Origin of the sequence: Streptomyces racemochromogenes, assembly GCF_039535215.1 — a bacterium.
GTDB lineage: Bacteria > Actinomycetota > Actinomycetes > Streptomycetales > Streptomycetaceae > Streptomyces > Streptomyces racemochromogenes.
This window is the reverse complement of sequence record NZ_BAAAWT010000001.1, coordinates 513,567-535,065: the sequence shown is the minus strand read 5'-3', so window position 1 is coordinate 535,065 and position 21,499 is coordinate 513,567. Positions and strand designations below refer to the sequence as shown.

At 74.0% G+C, this 21,499-nt stretch carries 22 protein-coding genes and 1 tRNA gene; 17 read left to right on the top strand and 6 right to left on the bottom strand.

Annotation, left to right across the window (positions count from 1 at the left end):
* Positions 1–34: 34 nt before the first annotated feature.
* Entirely contained in the window at positions 35–1,708 is a 1,674-nt protein-coding gene (locus tag ABD973_RS02520; protein WP_125823426.1) for an AMP-binding protein, read from the bottom strand.
* 86 nt (positions 1,709–1,794) lie between these two features.
* Between ABD973_RS02520 and ABD973_RS02515 the strand changes: the two genes are divergently transcribed.
* The 5 genes from ABD973_RS02515 (at position 1,795) to ABD973_RS02495 (ending at position 6,369) form a co-directional block, all read left to right on the top strand.
* Positions 1,795–2,421, top strand: a complete 627-nt coding sequence (locus ABD973_RS02515) for an alpha-ketoglutarate-dependent dioxygenase AlkB (RefSeq protein ID WP_125600470.1) — start codon at positions 1,795–1,797, stop codon at positions 2,419–2,421.
* 4 nt (positions 2,422–2,425) lie between these two features.
* Positions 2,426–3,376 (top strand): tellurite resistance/C4-dicarboxylate transporter family protein, encoded by a 951-nt coding sequence (locus tag ABD973_RS02510; RefSeq protein ID WP_345498116.1) that lies wholly within the window; start codon positions 2,426–2,428, stop codon positions 3,374–3,376.
* 98 nt (positions 3,377–3,474) lie between these two features.
* Positions 3,475–4,149, top strand: coding sequence for a Rossmann-fold NAD(P)-binding domain-containing protein (locus ABD973_RS02505; RefSeq protein WP_345498114.1), 675 nt, complete (start codon positions 3,475–3,477; stop codon positions 4,147–4,149).
* 67 nt (positions 4,150–4,216) lie between these two features.
* Positions 4,217–5,434, top strand: coding sequence for an RNA ligase (locus ABD973_RS02500; RefSeq protein ID WP_125823430.1), 1,218 nt, complete (start codon positions 4,217–4,219; stop codon positions 5,432–5,434).
* A 2-nt stretch (positions 5,435–5,436) separates the two neighbouring features.
* A complete protein-coding gene (locus tag ABD973_RS02495) occupies positions 5,437–6,369 on the top strand; it encodes a phosphatase domain-containing protein (protein ID WP_241253462.1) in 933 nt (310 codons plus the stop codon).
* Between the two features lie 72 nt (positions 6,370–6,441).
* Here ABD973_RS02495 and ABD973_RS02490 read toward each other — a convergent pair whose 3' ends face one another.
* Positions 6,442–6,984, bottom strand: a complete 543-nt coding sequence (locus ABD973_RS02490) for an SH3 domain-containing protein (protein WP_125600484.1) — start codon at positions 6,982–6,984, stop codon at positions 6,442–6,444.
* 217 nt (positions 6,985–7,201) lie between these two features.
* On the opposite strand from ABD973_RS02490, the gene ABD973_RS02485 reads away from it, so the two are divergent.
* Positions 7,202–7,576 carry a YbjQ family protein gene (locus ABD973_RS02485; RefSeq protein WP_125600487.1) on the top strand — a complete coding sequence of 125 codons (375 nt, stop codon included), beginning with the start codon at positions 7,202–7,204 and terminating at the stop codon, positions 7,574–7,576.
* A 51-nt stretch (positions 7,577–7,627) separates the two neighbouring features.
* Here the strand turns inward: ABD973_RS02485 and ABD973_RS02480 are convergent, their stop codons facing one another.
* Positions 7,628–8,572: a DMT family transporter gene (locus tag ABD973_RS02480; protein WP_345498106.1), complete on the bottom strand. Its 945-nt coding sequence runs from the start codon at positions 8,570–8,572 to the stop codon at positions 7,628–7,630.
* Positions 8,573–8,601: 29 nt separating this feature from the next.
* Between ABD973_RS02480 and pdxR the strand changes: the two genes are divergently transcribed.
* The 5 genes from pdxR (at position 8,602) to ABD973_RS02455 (ending at position 13,282) form a co-directional block, all read left to right on the top strand.
* Positions 8,602–10,065: a MocR-like pyridoxine biosynthesis transcription factor PdxR gene (pdxR, locus tag ABD973_RS02475; RefSeq protein WP_125823432.1), complete on the top strand. Its 1,464-nt coding sequence runs from the start codon at positions 8,602–8,604 to the stop codon at positions 10,063–10,065.
* A gap of 350 nt (positions 10,066–10,415) precedes the next feature.
* Positions 10,416–11,369, top strand: coding sequence for a nitroreductase/quinone reductase family protein (locus ABD973_RS02470; RefSeq protein ID WP_241253463.1), 954 nt, complete (start codon positions 10,416–10,418; stop codon positions 11,367–11,369).
* A 124-nt stretch (positions 11,370–11,493) separates the two neighbouring features.
* A complete protein-coding gene (locus tag ABD973_RS02465) occupies positions 11,494–11,988 on the top strand; it encodes an LAETG motif-containing sortase-dependent surface protein (protein WP_125823433.1) in 495 nt (164 codons plus the stop codon).
* Positions 11,989–12,059: 71 nt separating this feature from the next.
* Positions 12,060–12,719 carry an RNA polymerase sigma factor gene (locus tag ABD973_RS02460; RefSeq protein ID WP_125824293.1) on the top strand — a complete coding sequence of 220 codons (660 nt, stop codon included), beginning with the start codon at positions 12,060–12,062 and terminating at the stop codon, positions 12,717–12,719.
* Positions 12,716–13,282: a hypothetical protein gene (locus tag ABD973_RS02455; RefSeq protein ID WP_345498098.1), complete on the top strand. Its 567-nt coding sequence runs from the start codon at positions 12,716–12,718 to the stop codon at positions 13,280–13,282. Before ABD973_RS02460 ends, ABD973_RS02455 begins: the two co-directional genes overlap by 4 nt.
* A gap of 17 nt (positions 13,283–13,299) precedes the next feature.
* Here the strand turns inward: ABD973_RS02455 and ABD973_RS02450 are convergent, their stop codons facing one another.
* Positions 13,300–13,752: a MarR family winged helix-turn-helix transcriptional regulator gene (locus tag ABD973_RS02450; protein ID WP_125605116.1), complete on the bottom strand. Its 453-nt coding sequence runs from the start codon at positions 13,750–13,752 to the stop codon at positions 13,300–13,302.
* A gap of 202 nt (positions 13,753–13,954) precedes the next feature.
* On the opposite strand from ABD973_RS02450, the gene ABD973_RS02445 reads away from it, so the two are divergent.
* From ABD973_RS02445 to ABD973_RS02435, 3 genes are all read left to right on the top strand, one after another.
* Complete coding sequence (locus tag ABD973_RS02445) at positions 13,955–15,199, top strand: MFS transporter (protein WP_125823435.1); 1,245 nt, start codon at positions 13,955–13,957, stop codon at positions 15,197–15,199.
* A 49-nt stretch (positions 15,200–15,248) separates the two neighbouring features.
* A complete protein-coding gene (locus ABD973_RS02440; protein WP_345498094.1) occupies positions 15,249–15,686 on the top strand; it encodes a GlcG/HbpS family heme-binding protein in 438 nt (145 codons plus the stop codon).
* 67 nt (positions 15,687–15,753) lie between these two features.
* Positions 15,754–17,394 (top strand): beta-N-acetylhexosaminidase, encoded by a 1,641-nt coding sequence (locus ABD973_RS02435; protein ID WP_345498092.1) that lies wholly within the window; start codon positions 15,754–15,756, stop codon positions 17,392–17,394.
* A 156-nt stretch (positions 17,395–17,550) separates the two neighbouring features.
* Here ABD973_RS02435 and ABD973_RS02430 read toward each other — a convergent pair whose 3' ends face one another.
* Positions 17,551–18,375 (bottom strand): endonuclease I family protein, encoded by an 825-nt coding sequence (locus tag ABD973_RS02430; protein WP_345498090.1) that lies wholly within the window; start codon positions 18,373–18,375, stop codon positions 17,551–17,553.
* Positions 18,376–18,593: 218 nt separating this feature from the next.
* Between ABD973_RS02430 and ABD973_RS02425 the strand changes: the two genes are divergently transcribed.
* Positions 18,594–19,160, top strand: coding sequence for a DJ-1/PfpI family protein (locus tag ABD973_RS02425; RefSeq protein ID WP_125823437.1), 567 nt, complete (start codon positions 18,594–18,596; stop codon positions 19,158–19,160).
* A 52-nt stretch (positions 19,161–19,212) separates the two neighbouring features.
* Here the strand turns inward: ABD973_RS02425 and ABD973_RS02420 are convergent, their stop codons facing one another.
* Complete coding sequence (locus ABD973_RS02420; RefSeq protein WP_125823438.1) at positions 19,213–20,025, bottom strand: glutamate ABC transporter substrate-binding protein; 813 nt, start codon at positions 20,023–20,025, stop codon at positions 19,213–19,215.
* Positions 20,026–20,260: 235 nt separating this feature from the next.
* Between ABD973_RS02420 and ABD973_RS02415 the strand changes: the two genes are divergently transcribed.
* The gene (locus ABD973_RS02415; protein WP_345504437.1) at positions 20,261–21,355 is read left to right on the top strand and encodes a hypothetical protein; all 1,095 of its coding nucleotides are present in this window, start codon (positions 20,261–20,263) and stop codon (positions 21,353–21,355) included.
* 66 nt (positions 21,356–21,421) lie between these two features.
* A tRNA-Arg gene (locus ABD973_RS02410) sits at positions 21,422–21,494 on the top strand.
* The last annotated feature ends 5 nt before the right edge of the window (positions 21,495–21,499 follow it).

Genomic DNA, 21,499 nt, shown 5'->3' with positions numbered 1-21,499 from the left:
GCCCCAACTGCCGCCCTGAGCAACGAAATGCGTACTACATCGACTCCAGCAGGCGGGCCGCCGTCTCGCGCATCTCCACCTTGCGGATCTTGCCGGTGACCGTCATTGGGAACTCGTCCACGACGTGGACGTAGCGCGGGATCTTGAAGTGGGCCAGGCGGCCCGCGCAGTACGCGCGGACCGCCTCCGCGGTCAGCGGCTCCGCCCCCTCGCGCATCCGCACCCAGGCCATCAGCTCCTCCCCGTACTTGGCGTCGGGGACGCCGATGACCTGGACGTCCAGGACGTCGGGGTGGCCGTGCAGGAACTCCTCGATCTCGCGCGGGTAGAGGTTCTCGCCGCCCCGGATCACCATGTCCTTGATCCGGCCGGTGATGCTCAGGTAGCCGTCCGCGTCCATGACCGCGAGGTCGCCGGTGTGCATCCAGCCGTCCCCGTCGACGGCCTCGGCGGTCTTCTGCGGTTCGCCCCAGTAGCCGAGCATCACCGAGTAGCCCCGGGTGCACAGCTCGCCCGGGGTGCCGCGCGGGACGACGGCGCCGGTCTCCGGGTCGACGACCTTGACCTCCAGGTGCGGTCCGACCCGGCCCACGGTGGAGACCCGGCGCTCCACGGAGTCGTCCGCCCGGGTCTGCGTCGACACGGGGGAGGTCTCCGTCATGCCGTAGCAGATGGAGACCTCGGTCATCCCCATCCGCTCGATCACCTCGTTCATCACCTCGACCGGGCAGGGCGAGCCGGCCATGATCCCGGTGCGCAGGCTCGACAGGTCGTACCCGTCGAAGCCGGGCGCGGCCAGTTCGGCGATGAACATCGTCGGCACCCCGTACAGCGAGGTGCACGCCTGCGCCTCCACCGCGGCGAGGGTGGCCGCCGGGTCGAAGGCCGGCGCCGGGATCACCATCGCCGCCCCGTGGCTGGTGCAGGCGAGGGCGCCCATGACCATGCCGAAGCAGTGGTAGAAGGGCACCGGTACGCACACCCGGTCCCGCTCGGTGTAGCCGCACAGCTCGCCGACGAAGAAGCCGTTGTTGAGGATGTTGCGGTGGGAGAGGGTGGCGCCCTTGGGGAAGCCCGTGGTCCCCGAGGTGTACTGGATGTTGACCGGGTCCCCGGGGTCCAGGGCCGCGGCCGCCCGCGCCAGGTCCGCGGGGTCGCCCAGGGCGCCGCGCTCCCGTAGCGAGTCCCACTGCGGGCCGCCCAGCAGCACGGTGAACTCCAGGTCCGCGCAGCGCGGCCGGACCTCCTCGATCATCGCCGCGTAGTCCGAGCCCTTGAAGCTGTCCGCCGCGACCAGCAGCCGCATCCCGGACTGGTTCAGCACGTACTCCAGCTCGTGCGAGCGGTACGCCGGGTTGACGGTGACCAGGATCGCCCCGATCTTCGCGGTGGCGTACTGGACCAGGGTCCACTCGGCCCGGTTGGGGGCCCAGATGCCGACGCGGTCGCCGGCGGTGATGCCGAGGTCCAGCAGGCCGAGGGCCAGGACGTCCACGTCGGCGGCCAGCTCCGCGTACGTCCACCGCCGTCCGGCGGCCACGTCGACGAGGGCGTCCCGGTCGGGGAAGCGGCGCACGGTGCGGTCGAGGTTGTCCCCGATCGTCTCCTCCAGCAGGGGGACCCGGTGGCTTCCTGACGCATGACTGGGCGCGACCGACACGTGTACCTCCACGACTCTGTGGCCCGGCGGGGGCCGGTGTGCGGCCATGATCCTCTTCCGGCGGCCGCCGGGCCAGACCCCGGAGCCACCCGTTCTTTCGAGCATGTGTTCGAGGTGAGGAGTAGGCTGGTCCCATGCACGCACTCCAGGGCTCCCTCTTCGACCAGACCGACGAGATCCGCCTCGGACCGCTCTCACCGGTACGCAGGACCGTGCTCGGAGCCGGCGCCTGGGTCGACCACCTCCCCGGGTGGCTCACCGGCGCCGACGCCCTCTTCGAACGGCTCGCCGCCGAGGTCCCCTGGCGCGCCGAGCGGCGGCAGATGTACGACCGCGAGGTGGAGGTCCCCCGGCTGCTGGCCCACTACGGGGAGGGCGAGCCGCTCCCGCACCCCGTGCTCACCGAGGCCCGCGACGCCCTCGGCCGGCACTACGCCGCCGAACTCGGCGAGCCCTTCGCCACCGCCGGGCTCTGCCTCTACCGCGACGGCCGCGACAGCGTCGCCTGGCACGGCGACCGCACCGGCCGCTCCTCCACCGAGGACACCATGGTCGCCATCCTCTCCGTCGGGGACCCCCGCGACCTCGTCCTGCGCCCCCGGGACGGCGGCCCCACCCTGCTGCGGCTGCCGCTGGGCCACGGCGACCTCGTGGTCATGGGCGGCTCCTGTCAGCGCACCATGGAACACGCCGTCCCCAAGACGGCACGGGCCGTCGGCCCCCGGATCAGCGTCCAGTTCCGCACCCGCGGCGTAATGTGAGGCCATGCGCAGCGGGAGCCGTCCGAGGTCCTGGTGCTCCGCCCTGGAGCCCGCCGCGGGCGGGGCGGTCATGGCCTGCGGGATCCTCTCCATCGGCCTGGAGCTGACCGGCCACACCCGGCTCTCCCTCGCCGCGCTGGTCGTCGCGGGCGGGCTGTGGCTCGTCCTGGCCGGCGACTTCGCCGTCCGGCTCGTCGGCGACCGGGGCCGGTTCCGGGCCGAGGCGGACACCCCGGCCGCCCTCACCGCCGTCGCCGCGACCACCGTGCTCGGCGCCCGCCTCTCCCAGCTCGGCCGGCAGCGCGAGGCCGCCGCCCTGCTCGCGCTGGCCGCCCTGCTGTGGCCCGGGCTCCTCGTCTCCGTCCTGCGGCACTGGCGCCGCCGCATGCCGGGCGCCGCCTTCCTCGTCTGCGTCGCCACCCAGGGCCTCGCCGTCCTCGCGGCCGCCCTCGCCGCCGCCGGGAACCTCCGCTGGCTCGCCCTCGCCGCCCTGGCCTGCTTCTGCCTGGGCCTGCTGCTGTACGGCCTCGCCCTGACCCGGTTCGACTTCCGCGAGGTCGTCAGCGGGGCGGGCGACCACTGGGTGGCCGGCGGGGCCCTGTCCATCACCGCCCTCGCCGGGGCGAAACTGACCACCCTGCCCCTGTGGACCGGCCCGGCGCACACGGCCCTGCGCGCCGTCACCCTCTGCGCGCTGGGCATCTCCCTGGCCTGCTACGCCGTCCTCCTCGCCGCCGAACTCCGCAGCCCCCGCCCGGGCTACGACGTCCGCCGCTGGTCCACCGTCTTCCCTCTCGGCATGACCGCCACCGCCTGCCTCACCGCCGCCCCCGCGACCGGCGTCCCCTGGCTGCGCCCCCTCGGCGAGGTACTGCTGTGGATCGCGGTCGCCGCCTGGGTCCTGACCTTCCTCGCCTTCGCCCTCAGCCGCCGACCCGGCCGCGGGGCGGCCTGACGGGGGCCGGCCGGCACCGCTCGAAGGACGGCCCACAGCCGCTCGACGGCAGCCGCACCCGCGGCCCGGGCCGCCGGGCACGCACCTACGCTGAGCCCATGAACGTCATCCTCTACGGCGGAACCGGAATGCTCGGGCGCGGCGTACTGCTCGAATGCCTGCGCGACGACTCCGTCAAGAGCGTCCTGTCCATCGGCCGTACCCCGCTCGGCGTCAGCCACCCCAAGCTGCGCGAGCACATCCGTCCCGACCCGAGCGACCTGTCGGACCTCGCCGGTGAACTGTCCGGCTACGACGCCTGCTTCTTCTGCCTGGGCATCTCCTCCCTGGGCAAGAAGGAGGAGGAGTACCGCGCCGTCACCCACGATCTGACGCTCGCCGTCGCCCGCCCGCTGGCCGCCGCCAATCCGGCCCTGACCTTCACCTACGTCACGGGCGAGGGCACCGACAGCACCGAACAGGGCCGCACCATGTGGGCCCGGGTGAAGGGGAGGACGGAGAACGAGCTGCTCGCCCTGCCCTTCAGCGCCTACATGTTCCGGCCCAGCATCGTCCAGCCCGTCAGCGGCATGCCGACCCGGACCTGGCTCCACCGCGTGGGGTACGTCGTCACCAAACCGCTCTACCCCCTCGTGGGCCGGTTCGCACCGAAGCAGTTCACCACCACGAAGGCCCTCGGCCGGGCGATGATCGCGGTGGCGACCCCCGGATCGGAGCCCGGCACCCGGATCCTGCGCTCCCCGGACATCAACCGCCTCGCCGGTGACCAGTAGTAATTGATTACCGGGGGCTCCCTCCCGCAGGCGAGAATGAGCCATCTCGAACCGGGAGGAACCCCACATGAGCCAGGAGCACCTGACTCTGCACGGCCTGCTGCCCGCGCAGGAGCTGGCGGACGCCATCGACGCCGGGCACGTGAGCCGCAAGCGGCACCCCGAACTGCCGCTGTCCATCTACACGTACACGCGCACCGCGCAGTACGAACAGGTGTGGAACGCGGTCACCACCCGCTGCCGCGGTCTCGTCGCCGACGACGAGACCGGAGCGGTCGTCGCGCTGCCGCTGCCGAAGTTCTTCAACGTCGGCGAGCACACCTCCGGCCGCCCCTACGCGCCCGTCCTCCCCGACGAGACGTTCGAGGTGTACGACAAGGTCGACGGCAGCCTCGCCGTGGTCTTCCACTACGCGGACCACTGGCGGGTCGCCTCCAAGGGGTCCTTCATCAGCTCCCAGGCCGCCTGGGCGCAGCGCCTGCTCGACACCCGCGATACCTCGGCCCTGGTGCCCGGCACGACCTACCTCGCGGAGATGCTCTACCCGCAGAACCGGATCGTGGTGGACTACGGCGACCGCCGCGACCTCGTTCTCCTCGCCGCCTTCGGCCCGGACGGCGCCGAGGTGCCGCTCGCCGAGGCCGCCGGCCACTGGCAGGGCATCGGCTCCGTCGTCAGGGTGTGGCCCGCCATGCCGCTCGACGAGCTCCTCGCGCTGGCCGAGTCCAACACCCTGCCCGGCGGCGGTTCCGCGGCCGGCACCGACGCCGAGGGGTTCGTGCTGCGGTTCGCCTCCGGCGTCCGGGCGAAGGCCAAGCTCTCGGAGTACGTGCGCCTGCACAAGCTGCTGACCGGCGTCACCGAGCGGGACGTGTGGCGCAGCCACGGCATCCAGCGCTTCGCCGGGACGTCGGTCAAGCGCCTCGCCCAGGGCCTGGGCCTGTCGGTGGCCGAGCTCCAGGGCGTCCGCTCCAAGGGCGGCCGCCCGCTCGACGAGCTCCTGGAACAGGTCCCCGACGAGTTCGACGCCTGGGTGCGCGAGGTGATCGAGGGCCTGGAAGCGGAGTTCACCCGCCGCGAGCGGGCCGTCGACGAGGCCTTCGACTCCCTGGCCCACCTGGCCGGCGACCGGGCCGCCTTCGCCCGCGCCGTGCGGGAGGTTCCCGACGGCACGATCCGCTCGGCCGTGTTCCTGCGCCTGGACGGCCGTTCGACCGAGCTCGTCAGCTGGCGGGCCGTACGGCCGGAGACGGCCGACCCCTACACCACCGACGAGGAGAACTGAACGTGTCCGAAGAGCCCCGCCTCCCCGTGGTCCACGTCATGACGGGGTTGCCGGCCTCGGGCAAGACGACCGCCGCCCGCGCCCTCCAGGCCGAGGCCGGCGGCCGCGTGCGCCGGGTCAACCTCGACGACCTGCGGGCCATGCTCGACCTGCCCGACCCCGAGCGCGGCCGGTCCTACCGGCACGAGCAGACCGTGCTCGCCGTCCAGGACGCGGCGGTCCGCGCCGCCGTCGACGACGGCTTCGACGTGGTCGTCGACAACACCCACCTGACCTCGAACATCCCCAAGCGGCTCAAGGCGGCGGTGGCCGGGCGCGCCACCTTCGTCGTGCACGACTTCACCGACGTGCCGGTCGAGGAGTGCCTGCGCCGCGACGCGGCACGGGAGCGGCCGGTCGGCGAGGAGATCATCCGGATCCTGGCCGACAAGCACGCCAAGGCGAAGAAGGGCGGCTGGCGGCTCACCGCGGAGTGGCTGAACGACCAGCCGCCCGTCCGCCCGTACGTCGCCGACCCGGAACTGCCGCCGGCCGTGATGTGCGACATCGACGGCACCCTCGCCCTCACCGGCGACCGGGGCCCGTACGACTTCTCGCGCTGCGACATCGACCTGCTGAACGAGCCCGTACGGCACGCGCTCGACGCCTTCCGGCGTGCGGACGGCGACGTCATCGTGCTGCTGTCCGGGCGCGGCGAGGAGCACCGGGAGCAGACGGAGTCCTGGCTGCGGCGCCACGAGGTGCCCTACGACGAGCTGTGGATGCGGGCGAAGGGCGACACCCGCCGCGACGACGTGGTCAAGGCCGAGCTCTTCGACGCGCACGTCCGCGACCGTTACGCGGTGCGGGTCTCGCTCGACGACCGGGACCGGGTGGTCGCCGTCTGGCGCCGGATGGGACTGCCGACCTGGCAGGTCAACTACGGGGACTTCTGACACGCCGGAGGGCGTGCGGGACACGGGGCCGCGAGGCCCGTCCCGCACGCCCTCCGGCGCGGTCGGCGAGGCTCAGCGGCACCACTTCACGGGGGTGACGTCCTTGACCCAGCGGGCGGAGACCCAGGCGCGCTTGTGGTCGTACTTCTTGCCCGCCGCGCGGTCGTCGTCGTCCTTGCGCTCCAGCAGGTACCAGATGCCGTTGCCGTCGACCTTCTCGCCGCGCTTCTTGCACACGAGCGTCAGCTTCTGGTGGGGGTGCACGTGGCCCAGCACCTTGGAGTGCGTGGTGGGCTTGCTGCGGATCTTCAGCGGGCCCTGCGAGACGACCCGGCCCAGGGCGTACTTGGGCTTGGGGTAGATGACGGGCCCGTCGCCGCCCGGCCGGCCCTCGTCGCCGTCGTCGTACCCCTCGTCGCCGTCGGAGTCCTCGTACCCGTCCCCGTCGTCGTACTCGCTGTACTCGTCGTAGCCGTCGTCGTCGCCGCGGACCTGCGCCTTGCCCGGCGCCCCGTCCACCGGACCCTCGTCCGCGACGGCGACGCCCGCGCCGAACAGGCCGAGCACCATGCTGCCGGCGGCAAGAGCGAGGATGGTCCTGGTGGGCTTCAGCATGAGCCGCTCCTCCACGAAGTCTTCCGCCCGGCCGCAGGGCGCGGCTCGGGGCGGCAGCCCGCAGGCTGCCACGGACGACTATGACGAGGCGGGGGGCGCAGCCCCGGCCGACGCACCGCCGATTAGCCCGATATGCCCAATATCTTCAGGTTGGCCCCCATGTGAGACCCGGAGCCCAGCGGATGCGCGCGGCCGCCACGGGCAGCACAGTGGGCCCATGGGTATCGAAGACTACGGCGGCGGCCCCGGCGCCCAGCAGACCGGAGTCCTGGTCGTGACCACCAACGACGTCCCGGGCTACCGCGTCGAGCAGGTCATCGGCGAGGTGTTCGGGCTCACCGTGCGCTCCCGGCACCTCGGCAGCCAGATCGGAGCCGGCCTGAAGTCCATGATCGGCGGCGAGCTGAAGGGCCTCACCAAGACCCTCGTGGCGACCCGCAACCAGGCCATGGAACGGCTGATCGAGCAGGCCAGGGCGCGCGGCGCCAACGCGGTGCTGATGATGCGCTACGACGTGACGGACGCCGCCGACGCCGGCACCGAGGTCTGCGCCTACGGCACGGCCGTGGTCCTGGTCCCCGCCGGAACCTGAGCCGGAGGTCCCTGCGCCGTCCGCTCGACGGCCAGAGCGGGCGGGGCGGGATCAGGCGGCGGGGGAGGCGTCTTGGCCGCCGCGCAGGCCCAGGGCCAGGCCGGTGACCACCACCGCCAGGCCCAGCCACACCGCCGGGCGGGGGACCCCGCCACCCGACAGGGCCCCGGCGCAGGCCGCCGCGAGCGGGGCGACGCCGGTCAGCAGCCCCGCCCGGCCGGAGCCCACCGCCGCCACCGTGCGGTACCAGAGCAGGAAGGCCACCGCCGTCACCAGCACCGCCAGGTACCCGACGGCACCCCACTGGCGGGCCGTCAGCTCCGCCAGGGCGGACGGGCGTTCCGTGCACACCGACAGCGCCCCCAGCATCACGGCCCCCATCCACACCGCGTGCACGGACACCCCCCACGCGCCGTGCCGCCCCAGCACCGGCACCGCGAGCAGCGTGAACGCCGCCTCGCAGGCCAGCGCCAGCACCGCCCAGCCCACCCCGGCGGCGTCGGTGCGCCCCGTCCCCTCGACCAGGACCGCCCCCGCGACCACCACGGGCGCCGCCAGCAGCACCCGGCGGCTGGGCCGGCGCTTCTCCAGCAGCGGGCCGACCACCCCCAGCAGGACGGGTACGGAGGCCACCGCGACGGCGATCACGGCCGGCTCGGCGTGCGCCACGCCCCGCACCACGGCCACGTTGAACAGCACCAGCCCGCCGGCCGCGATCCCGGCCAGCCACAGCCACTCCCGCCCCCGCGGCCGGGACAGCGGCACCCGGGCGGCCCGGGCCAGGAGGACCAGGATCACGGCGGCGGCCACGTAGCGGACCGCCTGGGCGGCGAACAGCGGGGCGTCCACCAGGGAGCGGGAGACGGTGACGCTGCTGCCGACCAGCGCCATCCCGATGGCCCCCGGGGCCAGGTCCCGCAGCGGGACGGAGGAGGAGGCGGAGGGGGAGGGGGAGGGGGCGGGCGGGGCGGACGGAGTGGGAGTGGAGGTGCTCATGCCGTCCAGCCTGGAGGCACAATGGTCCCGTGAGCAGGTCCAAAGAAGGCGCCACCGAGGGGTCCACAACCGGCTCGGACTTCCTCCAGCTCGACATCGGCCAGGCCCCGCCCGGCAACCGCACCGAGTGGCTCGCCGGCCGGCTGCGCGCCGCCATCGCCGACGGCACCCTGCCCGTCGGCAGCCGGCTCCCCGCCAGCCGGGTGCTCGCCGCCGAACTGCGCGTCTCCCGCGGGCTGGTGACCGAGGCCTACCAGCGGCTCGCCGAGACCGGCCAGGTGGCGGGCCGGGGCCGGGCCGGCACCGTCGTCGTCGCCGCACCGCCGCCCCCGGCGGCCGGGCCCGCGGCGGCGGTACCGCGCGGCGGGCTGGTGGACGCGCTGCGCGCCGAGCCCTGCCACATCGACCTCTCGCCCGGCGTGCCCGACCTCACCGCCTTCCCGCGCACCGCCTGGCTCCAGGCCGAGCGCCGGGTCCTCGCCGCCCTCACCCCGGCCGACTTCGGCTACGGCAACCCGCAGGGCGCGCCCGCCCTCCGGGAGGCGGTCGCCGGGTGGCTCGCCCGGAACCGGGGGATCCGGGTCGATCCCGCCGAGGTCGTCGTGGTCGCCGGGGTCGCGCAGGCCCTCGGGCTGCTCGCGCAGGTGCTGCCCGCGGCCGGGGTGCGCCGGGTGGCGGTGGAGGACCCCGGCTCGCTGGGGGCGCGGCAACAGCTGGAACACGGCGGCCTGGACGTCGTCGGCGTACCCGTGGACCGGGCCGGGCTGGACGTGGCCGCGCTGCGGGCGAGCGGGGCGCGGGCGGTGCTCATGACCCCGGCGCACCAGTTCCCGACCGGGGTCGTCCTCGACGGCGAGCGCCGCCGCGACCTGCTGGCCTGGGCCGCCGCCGGGGGACTGGTCCTGGAGGACGACTACGACGCCGAGCACCGCTACGACCGCGCCCCCGTCCCCGCCCTGCGGGCCCTGGCGCCCGAGGGGGTCTGCTACGCCGGGAGCGTGTCCAAACTGCTGGCGCCGGCCCTCCGGCTGGGCTGGCTGCTGGTCCCGCGCCGGCTGCGGGAACCGGTCGTGGAGGCCAAGCGTTACGCCGACCTCGGCAACCCGGTCCTCGCGCAGCTCGTCCTCGCCCGCCTGATGGACTCCGGCGAACTGGAACGCCACCTGCGCTTCGTCCGGCGCCGCCACCGCCGCCGCCGCGACGCGATGCTGCGGGCCGTCGGCCGGCACCTGCCCGGAGCCCGGGTGCACGGCGCCGCCGCCGGGCTGCACCTGACCGTCACCTTCGACGGCGCGGCCTTCGACGACACCGCCGTCGCCGGGGCCGCCCTGGCCCTCGGGGTCAAGACGCACCCGCTGTCCTGGCACCGGCTGCGCCCCGGCCCACCGGGCCTGATCCTCGGCTACGCGGCCGGGCCGGCGGGCGAGATCGAGGAGGGCGTCGCCGTCCTGGGCCGGGCCCTGCGGGAGCACCTCCAAGATCATCGGCATTGACAACTCCCTTGCCCTCCGCGTCTAATGGCCGACGGTGTCGCGTGACTCCGGCCACAGAGCAGTGGGCCGGCCGGTGATCGGGCGAACACCCTTCACTCAGGGACACGCCATGAGTCAGTACTCCGCGCCCCGCAGTTGACGTAGCGCAGCCGCACCGCCGGCTCCCGCGTCGCGGCCGGCCATCGAGCCGCCGCCTCCCCTTCTTCCGTCACTCCGTACGCGACCGCGCACGCACGCGGGTCCGTACGCCCGCTCCCGCACGCCCCGCCCCGGCGACTCCCGCTCCACCGCGGCCCGTCGGGGGAGCGCGGGCGTGCCGGACCGGCCTGCCCAGAAAGAGAACGAAAGACGTGCCCACCACACCCGAGACCGCACCCGAGACCGTGCCCGCGACCACACCCGCCCAGGACTTCAACCGCTCCGTCATCGAAGAGTTCCGCGCCAACGGGGGCCAGGTCGGCGGCTGGTTCGAGGGCGAGGACCTGCTCCTGCTCACCACCACGGGCGCCCGCACCGGAGCCGAACGGACGACCCCGCTCGGCTTCGTCCGCCACGAGGGCGTCCTGCTGGTCGTCGGCTCCAACCTCGGCGCCCCCGCCCACCCCGCCTGGTACCACAACCTCCTGGCCCACCCCCAGGTACGGGTCGAGCTCGGCACCGACGCCTTCGACGCCCTCGCCGTCCCCGCGGAAGGCGCCCGCCGCGAGGAGCTCTTCGCAGCCGTCGTCCGCGCCGCCCCCGGATACGCCGACTACCAGGCCCGCACGACCCGCCCGCTCCCCGTCGTCCGGCTGGAGCCCGCCGAGCCCGACGGCTGGCAGCCCCCCGCCGAGGTCCGCACCCTCGCCGGCAAACTCCTGGAGGTGCACACCTGGCTGCGGGCCCAGCTGCGCCACGTCGGCGCCGAGACGGAGGCCCACTTCGCCGCCCGCGCCGCCCACACAGGCCCCGGCGGGCCCCCGGCGCCCGGGCTGGGGCTCCAGATCCGCCAGCGCTGCCTGGCCTTCTGCCAGGGCCTGGAGTTCCACCACACCAGCGAGGACGCCCACCTGTTCCCCGGCACCCTGGCCCACCACCCGCACCTGGCCCCCGTCTTCGAGCGGCTGCGGGAGGAACACCGTACGGTCGCCCGGATCCAGGGCGAACTGGTGGCCCTGCTGGGCGGGGTGGCCATCGCCGAACCCGAGCGGTTCCGCGCCGAGCTGGCGCGGATGACGGCGGAGCTGAACGCCCACCTCGACCACGAGGAGGAGGTGCTGCTGCCCCTGCTGGAGGAGGTCCCCTGGCCGCCGCCGCGGCCGTGAGACGCCGGGTGGCGGGAACGCGCGAGAAGTTTTTCCGAAACGGCGGCAACCGATCGGGCACTCGCACGTCGTGCGGGGGTGAAGGGCGAAGTTCCCGCCCCGGACCCGACCGTGGAGAGCCACTGTGAAGAACCTGAAGCGCGTTGTTCCCGCCACCGCCCGCCGGGCGGCCGTCGCCGCTGCCGCCGCCGGGGCGGTCCTCGCCCTCGCCGGGCCGGCCTCCGCCGCGCAGGGAGCATCCGCCTCGCCGTCGCCCGCCCCCTCCGGTTCCGCGGTGCCCAGCCCGGTCCCGACGCACCCCGCGAGCGGGAAGCCCAGCCCGGTCCCCTCGCACCCGGCGGGCGGCGGCAACGGCGGCAGCGGCAGCGCCACTCCGAGCCCCGCCCCGACCTCGCCCGCGAGCGGCACGCCCACCCCGGTCCCCTCGCACCCGGCCTCCGCCCGGCCCTCCGCCCAGCCGTCGTCCAGCCCGTCGGGGGCGGCCGGTTCCGGTGAGGGCTCCGAGCTGGCGCATACTGGCTCCTCGGCGACCACCCTCGCCCTCGGCGGCGGCGCGGCCGCGCTCGTCGCCGCGGGCGGCGGCGCCCTGTTCGCCGTGCGGCGCCGCGCCGCCAACTGAGGACACCCGTGCTCGAACTCGCACCATCCGCCAGCCCCCTCACGTCCGGCCCCGCCCGGACGTGGCGGGGCTTGTGGTGGTGGATCACGCGCCGCGAACGCACCGCACCGGCCGCGGCCGGCCCCCGCGGGTACGGCGACGGCCCCGGCGCCCCCGCGGCGGGGACCCGCGCCTACACGTACGCGCACGACTCCGCGTACGGTCACGGCGGCGACGGCGGCCCCGGCGCGGGGGAGGTCCCGCGCCCGCCGACCGTCAGCGAGCTGTACCACGCCCACCGCCTGGGCATGGTCCGGCTCGCGGTGCTCCTCGTCGACGACCTCGGCACCGCCGAGGACGTGGTCCAGGACGCCTTCACCGCCCTCTACCGCCGGTACGGCGAGGAGATCGCGGAGGTCGACAACGCGCTGGGCTACCTGCGCACCTCCGTGGTGAACACCGCGCGGTCCGTGCTGCGCCGGCGGCGCACGGCCCGCGCCTGGACCCCGCCGGCCACCGCCGACGTCCCCTCCGCCGAGGCGTCCGTGGTCCTGGGGGAGGCCCACCGCGAGGTGCTCGCGGCCCTGGGGCAACTGACCGCGCGCCGCCGCCAGGTGCTGGTGCTGCGGTACTGGGCGGACATGAGCGAGGCGGAGATCGCCGAGACCCTGGGCATCAGCCGGGGCGCGGTGAAGTCGAACGCCAGCCGCGCCCTGGACGCGCTGGAACGGATTCTGGAGGGAAGGGTATGACCGGTCCTACGGGTACGGCGCCCGACGGCGAACGCCCCGTGGAGCGCCGGCTGCGCCAGGCCCTGGAAGCCCGGGCCGAGGAGGTGACGGTGGTCTCGCTGCGGCCCGCCGATCCGCCCGGCCCGCACCTGCGGCGGCTGTCCCCGCGCGCGCTGTGGCTGCGGCGCGGGGCGTGGACCCTCGCGGGCGTGTCCGGCCTGGCCGCGGCAGCCCTGGCGGGATACCTCGTGCTCGGCGGGCCCGACCAGCGGCCGGTCCGCCCCGAGCCGCCCGCCGCGCCGCCGGAGCTCAGCCCGACCGACCCCTCGGGCTCGCCTGCGCCGAGCGTGTCGCCGTCGGCCTCGGTGCCGCCGGGCGCGTCGTCCGTCCCCGCGGGATCGGGTACCGGGACGGGAACGCCCTCGCCCACGCCGCCCGCGTCGACCTCGACGGCGCCGGTGCGCCCGCCGCGGTCCGCGCCGCCGGCGACCGTGCCGGCCGGGGGCTCGGCCACGCCGGTCCCCTCCGGCGGGGCCGGCACGCCGACGGGCAGCCCGAGCCCCTCCGCGAAGCCGGGGGGCTGACCGGAGGGCGCGCCCTGCTAGCGGGTGCCGTTCTCCACCGCCGCCACCAGCGGGGCCAGCTCCGGTACGAGCGCGGCCTCGTCCAGGGCCTCGCGCAGGGCGGCGGCGTTCGTCGGGCGGGCCTGGTCCAGGAGGGCCAGGCCCGCTTCGCTGACGTCGGTGTAGATGCCCCGGCGGTCGGTGTCGCAGATGTAGCGGCTCAGCAGCCCGCGGTCCTCCAGCCGGCTGACCAGCCGGGTCGTCGCGCTCTGGCTGAGCACCACCGAGTCCGCGACCTGGTGCATCCGCAGGTGCCCGCCCGGGCCGCCGTGCTGGCGGCTGAGCACGTCCAGCAGCGAGTACTCGCGCACGCTCAGCCCGTGGCCCGCCTGGAGGGCCCTTTCGATGTGCGCCTCGATCCGGCCGTGGAGGAGGGAGAGGGCGCACCAGCCCTGGGCGAGGCCGGTCAGTGCGCTGTCCGTGGCCGTCATGTGGCTCCTCCGTCGTGGGCGTGGCGCGAGCGTGGCCGTGTCCGCGCGTGTACCGCCAAGGATAGGACACGGGTGCAATAGCCCGCGCTTGCAAATATCCCGCGTCTGCAATTAATGTGGACGAGCGTAACCGGCGAGCGCAAAAACGTTCGCCCGGCGCCCACCCCCACCCCCCCCCCGCACTCTGAAGGGCAGCTTCGTCATGCCTCTCGCGCTCCTCGCCCTCGCCATCGGAGCCTTCGGGATCGGCACCACCGAGTTCGTGATCATGGGCCTCCTCCCCGAGGTCGCGGCCGGCTACGGCGTCTCGATCCCCACCGCCGGCCTCCTGGTCACCGGCTACGCCCTGGGCGTGGTCCTCGGCGCCCCGGTGATGACCGTCCTCGGCACCCGCGTCCCCCGCAAGCGCATGCTGATGCTGCTCATGGGCCTCTTCATCGCCGGCAACGTGCTCTCCGCGCTCGCCCCCGCCTTCGGCGTGATGCTGGCCGGACGCGTCGTCGCCTCCCTCGCCCACGGCGCCTTCTTCGGCATCGGCTCGGTGGTCGCCGCCGGGCTGGTGGCACCCGAGAAGAAGGCCGGCGCCATCGCCATGATGTTCACCGGCCTGACCGTCGCCAACGTGGTCGGCGTCCCCCTCGGCACCCTCGTCGGCCAGCACCTCGGCTGGCGCGTCACCTTCCTGCTCGTCGCCGCACTCGGCGTGCTCGGGCTGCTCGGCATCGCCCGCCTCGTCCCCGACCTGCCCCGCCCCGAGGGCGTACGGGTGCGCCACGAGGTGGCGGCGTTCCGCAACGTCCAGGTACTGCTCGCCATGGCGATGACCGTCCTCGGCTTCGGCGGGGTCTTCGCCGCGATCACCTACATCACCCCGATGCTGACCGACGTCGCCGGCTTCGCCGACACCTCCGTCACCTGGCTGCTCGTCCTCTTCGGACTCGGCATGGTCACCGGCAACCTCGTCGGGGGCCGCTACGCCGACCGGGCCCTCATGCCGATGCTGTACGCGTCCCTGGGCGCGCTGGCCGTCGTCCTGGCCCTCTTCACCCTGACCGCGCACGACAAGGCGGGCGCCGCCGTCACCGTCTTCCTCATCGGCGCCCTCGGCTTCGCGACCGTGCCGCCGCTGCAGAAGCGGGTCCTGGACCAGGCCGCCGGCGCCCCCACCCTGGCCTCCGCCGTCAACATCGGCGCCTTCAACCTCGGCAACGCCCTCGCCGCCTGGCTCGGCGGGCTGGTCATCACCGCCGGGCTCGGCTGGACCGCCCCGAACTGGGTCGGCGCCGCCCTCGCCGCCTCCGCCCTCGTCCTCGCCCTCGTCTCCGGAGCACTGGAGCGCCGTACGGCCCGCCGCGCGGCGGACGGCGCGTCGGACGCCGCGGCGGGCACGAGCCGGGTGGTCGCGGCCGGAACACCCGCCGCGGCGCCCGCCCCCGTCCACCACTGACCCCCCACCCGCACCACCCGCACCACCCGCACAGCAACAGGAGCACCCCATGTCCCGCACCGCCGTTTTCCCGCTCACCACCGAGGACGCCGAGCTGCTCGTCAGCGCCGCCCGCACCGCCGCCGACGCGGCCGGGGTCGCCGTCAGCGTCACCGTCCTGGACGCGGGCGGCCACCCGCTCGCCTTCCGCCGCGACGACCGGGCCGTCCTGATCTCCGGCGAGACCAGCACCCGCAAGGCCTACACCGCCCTCCAGCTGAACGCCCCCACGGCCGACCTCACCGACGCCGTACTGCCCGGCGGCCCCTTCCACAGCCTGCCCACGGCACTCGACCGGCCGCTGCTGTTCATCGCCGGCGGGCTCCCCGTCCACCGCGACGGCCACCTGATCGGAGCCGTCGGCGTCGGCGGAGGCGCCCCCGAGCAGGACCACGGCTTCGGCGCGGCCGCCCTGGAGGCCCTGGAGCGGGCCGGCTCCGCCGCGTAAGGAGGCCCGCCCCGGGTCGCGCGACCACGTCCCCCGTGCCAGGTTGGTACGGGGGACACGGTGCACCATGAGGCAGACGACCGGGCGGTTCAGCGGAAGTCGGGCCATCGCGACGGCAGCGGCCGCCACGCTGGTCGCCCTCGCCGTACCCGCCTGCTCCGCCGGAGCCGACGGCACCCGGGCCACTCCGGGCACCGGATCCCGGGCCCCCGTCCCGACCGCCGTCTCCCCGACGCCGACGCCGACCGGGCCGCCCGCGTCGTCGTACCCCCTCTCCACCGCCCCGCGCACCGTGCCGTCCGTACGCGAGCACGTGCCCGCCCGGGGCCCCGGCTGGAAGCCCGCCCCCGGCGGACGCGTCCTCGTCGCCCCCGCCGACAGCGCCGCCCTGTCCGACGAGGGGAAGCTGCTCGCCGGCGAACTGGGCCTCGGGTACGCCGAGTCGGACCAGAGCGCGCCCGGTGACGTCCGGCTCGGCCTCGCCGCGAAGGGCTCCGGCCCGGCGGAGTCGTACACCCTCACCGTCAAGGACGGCCGGGTCGGGATCACCGGCCCGGACGAGGCGGGCGTCTTCTACGGCACCCGCACCCTCAAACAGGAGATACGCGGCGCCGGTTCGGCCCCCGAGGGCACGGTGAAGGACGCCCCGGCCAAACCGCAGCGCGGACTCAACCTCGACATCGCGCGCAAGTACTTCACCCCGGAGTGGATCGAAGGCCGGCTGCGCGAGATGGCCGACCTCAAACTCAACCAGCTCGGCCTGCACTTCTCCGACGACCAGGCCTTCCGGATCGAGTCCGCCACCCACCCCGAGATCGTCTCGACCCCGCACCTGACCAAGGCCGAGGTGCGCCGGATCAACGCGCTCGCCGCCGCCCTGCACATCGCGGTCGTCCCCGAGATCGACTCGCCCGGACACCTCGGCGCCGTGCTCCGCGTCCACCCCGAACTGCAACTGCGCGACGTGGCGGGCCGGGCCGTCAAGGGCGCCGTGGACATATCCAAGCCGGCGTCGGCCAAGCTCGTGGACGACCTGCTGCGCGAGTACCTGCCGCTGTTCCCGGCGGGCGCCTGGCACCTGGGCGCCGACGAGTACCAGGCCCTGGTGGTCCGCGACCCCCAGGCCTCCTTCCCCGCCCTCGCGAGCGCCGCCCGGGCCCGCTACGGGCCCACCGCCCGGGTCCAGGACCTCGCGACGGGCTGGCTGAACGACCGGGCGGCCGTGGTCCGGCCCTCGGGCAAGGCGCTCAAGGCCTGGAACGACGGCTTCTTCCGGGGCGGCGTCGCCAAGGCCGCCCCGGACATCCAGGCCGAGTACTGGACGGGCAAGGAGATCGGCGCCCGGCCACCGCTGGAGTACCTGGAGGCCGGCCGCAAGGTGGTCAACCTCAACGACGAGTACCTCTACTACGTGCTCGGCGAGCCCAACCAGTTCACGTACCCCACCGGCAAGCGGATCTACGAGCAGTGGACCCCGCTCGTACTGCGCGGCACCACCCCCGTCCCGGCCCGCTACGACCCGCAGGTGCTCGGCGGGCGCCTCGCCGTCTGGTGCGACCTGGCCGCCTCGCAGACCCCGGACCAGGTCGCCGCGGGCATCCGGCTGCCGCTGGCCGCCCTGTCCCAGAAGCTGTGGGACCCCCGCCCGCCGCAGGCCGCCTGGACCGACTTCCAGTCCCTCGCCGGCCGGGTCACCGCCGAGCGGTGACCGGTGCCCGCCGAGCGGTGACCCGCGTCCGTCGAGTGGCAGCGGAGGTCCGTACTCCGCTCGGGCCTGCCCTTCCGCCACCAGCTGAACGCGGCCGGCGTCATCGACACCCTCCAGGAGGTATACGTCACGTAGCGCCGGACGCGAAGCGGGCGGCTACCAGATGGAGTTGACCCACTCCGGGTGGTCGATGAACGGGTTGCGGTTGTGCTGGTAGGTGTCGTAGATGACCTGGTTGCGGCGCTTTTCGAAGGCGTCCGGCGGGTCCATCTGGTTCCACTGCTTCAGCAGGCTGATCCGCCCGAAGAGCGGGGCGGTCCCGTTGTTCACCCTGTCGTTCAGCTCCAGGTCGGCGAAGCCGTCCCCGCCGTCGTAGCGCACCGCCATGTACAGCAGCATCCGCGCGACGTCGCCCTTGACGGCGTCCCGGGGCTCGAAGGAGTCGGCGTCGGTGAAGCTGCCCGGCGCCTGGGCGACGGGGCTGCCGCCCATGTCGAAGTCCTTGTTGCCGCGGGTGCTGTTGACGGTGACGTCCTCGGGACGCAGGTGGTGCAGGTCGGTGCCCGGCCCGGTGGCGGTGCCGAAGTCGCCGTGGCTCTTGGCCCAGACGTGCTCGCGGTTCCAGTCGTCGACCCCGCCGCCGTTGGTGGACTTGGACTGGGAGCGGCCCGAGTAGACCAGGATGACGTTGTTCGGGTTCGCGGGGTCCTGGTCCGTCACCTTCAGCGCGTTCCACACGCCGTCGTAGGTGACCTTGGACTGGGTCTTGATGATGTCGTGCAGCGCGGTCTTCAGCGCGGCACCGGTCTTGCCCGCCGCGGGCGCGTAGTAGTCGTCGACGGTGACCGGGTAGGCCTGGGGAGCGGCCTGCGCGGTGTCGGCGGTGGCGCGGTGCTGGCCGGCGGTGGCGCTGGCCGGTATGAGGAGCAGCGCGGCCGCGGCGAGCCCGGCGGCCCAGGGGGCGGTACGGGAGATTCTCATGACGTGGGGGATACCTCTCTACAAACACCGTTCCCGCCATGGCAGTTGGCGGGGGATCAGGTGGCAGAGCGAGGATCCTATTGTCATGTGCCGAACAAGTAAAAACCATGTGTCCGCCGCGTGGACCTTGGGGTTTGTCCCCGGCGTGCCCCGGGCACGGTAGCGGGTGCCCCCGGCGGCCCCGACGCGGCCGCCGACAGCTCTCACCGGAGTGGCCCATGGCAGTGAAGATCCTCATCGTGACCGGCGACGCGGCGGAGTCCCTGGAGGTGCTCTACCCGTACCAGCGCCTGCGGGAGGAGGGGTACGAGGTGCACATCGCGGCGCCCGCGGTCAAGAAGCTGCGGTTCGTGGTGCACGACTTCGAGGAGGGCTTCGACACCTACACCGAGAAGCCCGGCTACACCTGGCCCGCCGACATCGCCTTCGCGGACGTGGACCCCGCCGAGTACGCGGCCGTCGTCGTCCCCGGCGGGCGGGCGCCGGAGTACCTGCGCAACGACCCGGAGGTGCGGCGGATCCTGGCCGCCTTCGCGAGGGACGACAAGCCGGTCGCGCAGATCTGCCACGGCCCGCTGATCACCGCGGCGAGCGGCGGCCTGGACGGGCGCCGGGTCACGGCCTATCCGGCGCTGGAGCCCGACATGAAGGCGGCCGGGGCCACCTTCCGGGACTCCGAGGCCGTCGTCGACGGCACCCTCGTCTCGGCCCGTGCCTGGCCCGACCACCCCGCCTGGATGCGGGAGTTCCTGACCGTGCTGCGCGGCAAGGCGCCGCTCGCGTAGAGGCGCCGGGGACCGGGGCGGGGGCCGGACGGGGCCCCCGCCCCGGGGTCCGTCAGTGGCCGGTCGTGACCTGGGGGGCCGGCTCGTACTTGTAGTTGGCCGGGCCGAAGTTCTTCTTCACGGCCGCTTCCCAGGAGCCGTCGGAGACCATCTTGGTGATCGCCGTGTTGATCTTCCGCTGAAGGTCGTTGTCGCCCTTCTTGAGGCCGATGCCGTAGTTCTCGTTGCTCATGTTCAGCCCGAGCAGCTTGAACTTGCCCGCGTTCTCCTTGCGCGCCGCGTACCCGGCGAGGATGGAGTTGTCGGTGGTCATCGCGTCGGCGGTGTTGTCCCGGATGGCCACGAGGCACTCCGAGTAGCCGCCGAGCTCCAGGACGCTCGCCTTCGGTGCCAGGTTCTTGCGGATGTTCTCGGCGGAGGTGGAGCCGCTCACCGTGCACAGCCGCTTGTTGTTCAGGTCCTCGGCCTTGGTGATCGAGTTGTCGTCGGCGCGGATCATCAGGTCCTGGTGGGCGACGAAGTAGGGTCCGGCGAACTCGACCTTCTCACGGCGCTTGTCGTTGATCGTGTAGCTCGCGGCGACGAACTTGACCTCGTTGTACTGGATCAGCAGTTCCCGGTCCGAGCTGTAGACCTGCTTGAACTCGATCTCGTTCGCCTTGTAGCCGAGCTCCTTGGCGATGTAGGTGGCCACGTCGACGTCGAAACCGGTGAAGGTGCCGTCGGGCTCGCGCATCCCGATGCCGGGCTGGTCGAACTTGATGCCGATGGAGATGGGCTCCTTGGGGGCCTCACCGCCGCAGCCGGAGGCGGTGGCGGCGAGGGCGATCACCGTGGCGACCGCACCGGCCTTGGGAACCTTCATGCTGAACTCTTTTCCTCGGGAACGCGGAATCCCGGGGGATGACGCGGGAACGGGGGCAGGCGTGCGGAACCGCGGGGGCGCGGGGGCACGTGTATGAGGAAGCTAGGAAGGTGACGGCCGCACCGTCACTACATCTGAGGAAAACTTGAGCATAACGATCCGGTTCAGTCGAGATCTTCCGGCGGATCCGGGGAGTGGCGGGAGAAGGGGGCTGTCCGCAGTGGCGAACGAGGAAATGGGCGCGGCCAGGATCGAGGGCAATGCGCTCCTGCTGGGCGAAGGGGTGCGGATCAGGTTCATTCGGACATTGCGCCTGCCCGAGTCGGGTACGCACGCGCTCCCGCCCGGCCTGGGGGAGTTCCCGCTGCGGCGGGTCGAGGACTACCCGGACACCGTTCCGCCGGAATGGCTCGCCAAGGGCGGCGTGATGCTGCCGGTCTACCTCCGTGAGGCCATGTGGCTCAGCTTCGGCGGCTCGCACGAGCCCGCCGCCCTCCAGGTAGGCGTGGGTAAGGTGTGCGCCGTCTCCGGCAAGCGGTGGACCGGCCGGCTGGAACGCAAGCCGCAGAACTACCTGGTGCTGCCCCGCCAGCCCTGGCTCGACGGGATCAACTCCGGCAAGGGGACGGTGCGCCAGTTCGTCGCCGTGCCGCTCGGCCTCGGCGCCACGGTCGAGGGGCAGGTCACCGGCGAGGAGGTCACCGGCGGCGTGCAGCTCCAGGCGTTCCCGCTCGGCCCCAAGGCCCTGGCCGCCTGGCGGGAGGAGGAGCGGCTGCGGCACGAGAGCGCCGCACCGCAGCAGCTCTTCGGCGGGGGCGGCTACGGTGCGGCGCCCGCCATGCCGCCCGCGATGCCCGCCCCGCCCGGGGCGGCGCCCGTGGCGATGGCCGCCCCCGCCCCGGGCGCCGCACCCGCCCGCCCGGCCGCGCGCCGCGCCCCCGCCCCGGCCATGGGGCTCGGCGTGGGCGGCGCGATGCGCCAGGAGGTCTACCAGGACGACCGGAAGCTCTCCGCCTGGGCCGACCGGCCCGCCGCGCGGGTCTTCGTCCACCTGGTCACGCCGCCCGAATGGCGCCGCATCACGGGTGAGGACGCGCCGCCCTCGCCCGTGGACCGGGCCGCCTACACCCAGGCCGGCCTGCCCTGGTACGACTACTACGACGAGACCGGCACCGACCTCCCGGCGGCCGGTCCCCTCGCCGAGGTCAAGCCCGTGGGCGACTGGATCGGCGACGACCACACGCCCTGGACGCCCCCGGCGCCCGGCCAGGTCCTCCCGCTCGGCAACGCGCCGCGCCCCAGCAAGCCCGTTCAGGACGGGGACTGGTAGCCCGGGGAAGCTTAATCAAACGGGTGATCGATTTTCGGCCGTCGAGCCGTTATGATCACCGTCGGCAAGGCCGTAGCGCAGAGGTCGTCGCGCCCAAGCATCGAGCTGGAGGACGTCGGTTCGAATCCGACCGGTCTTGCCTTT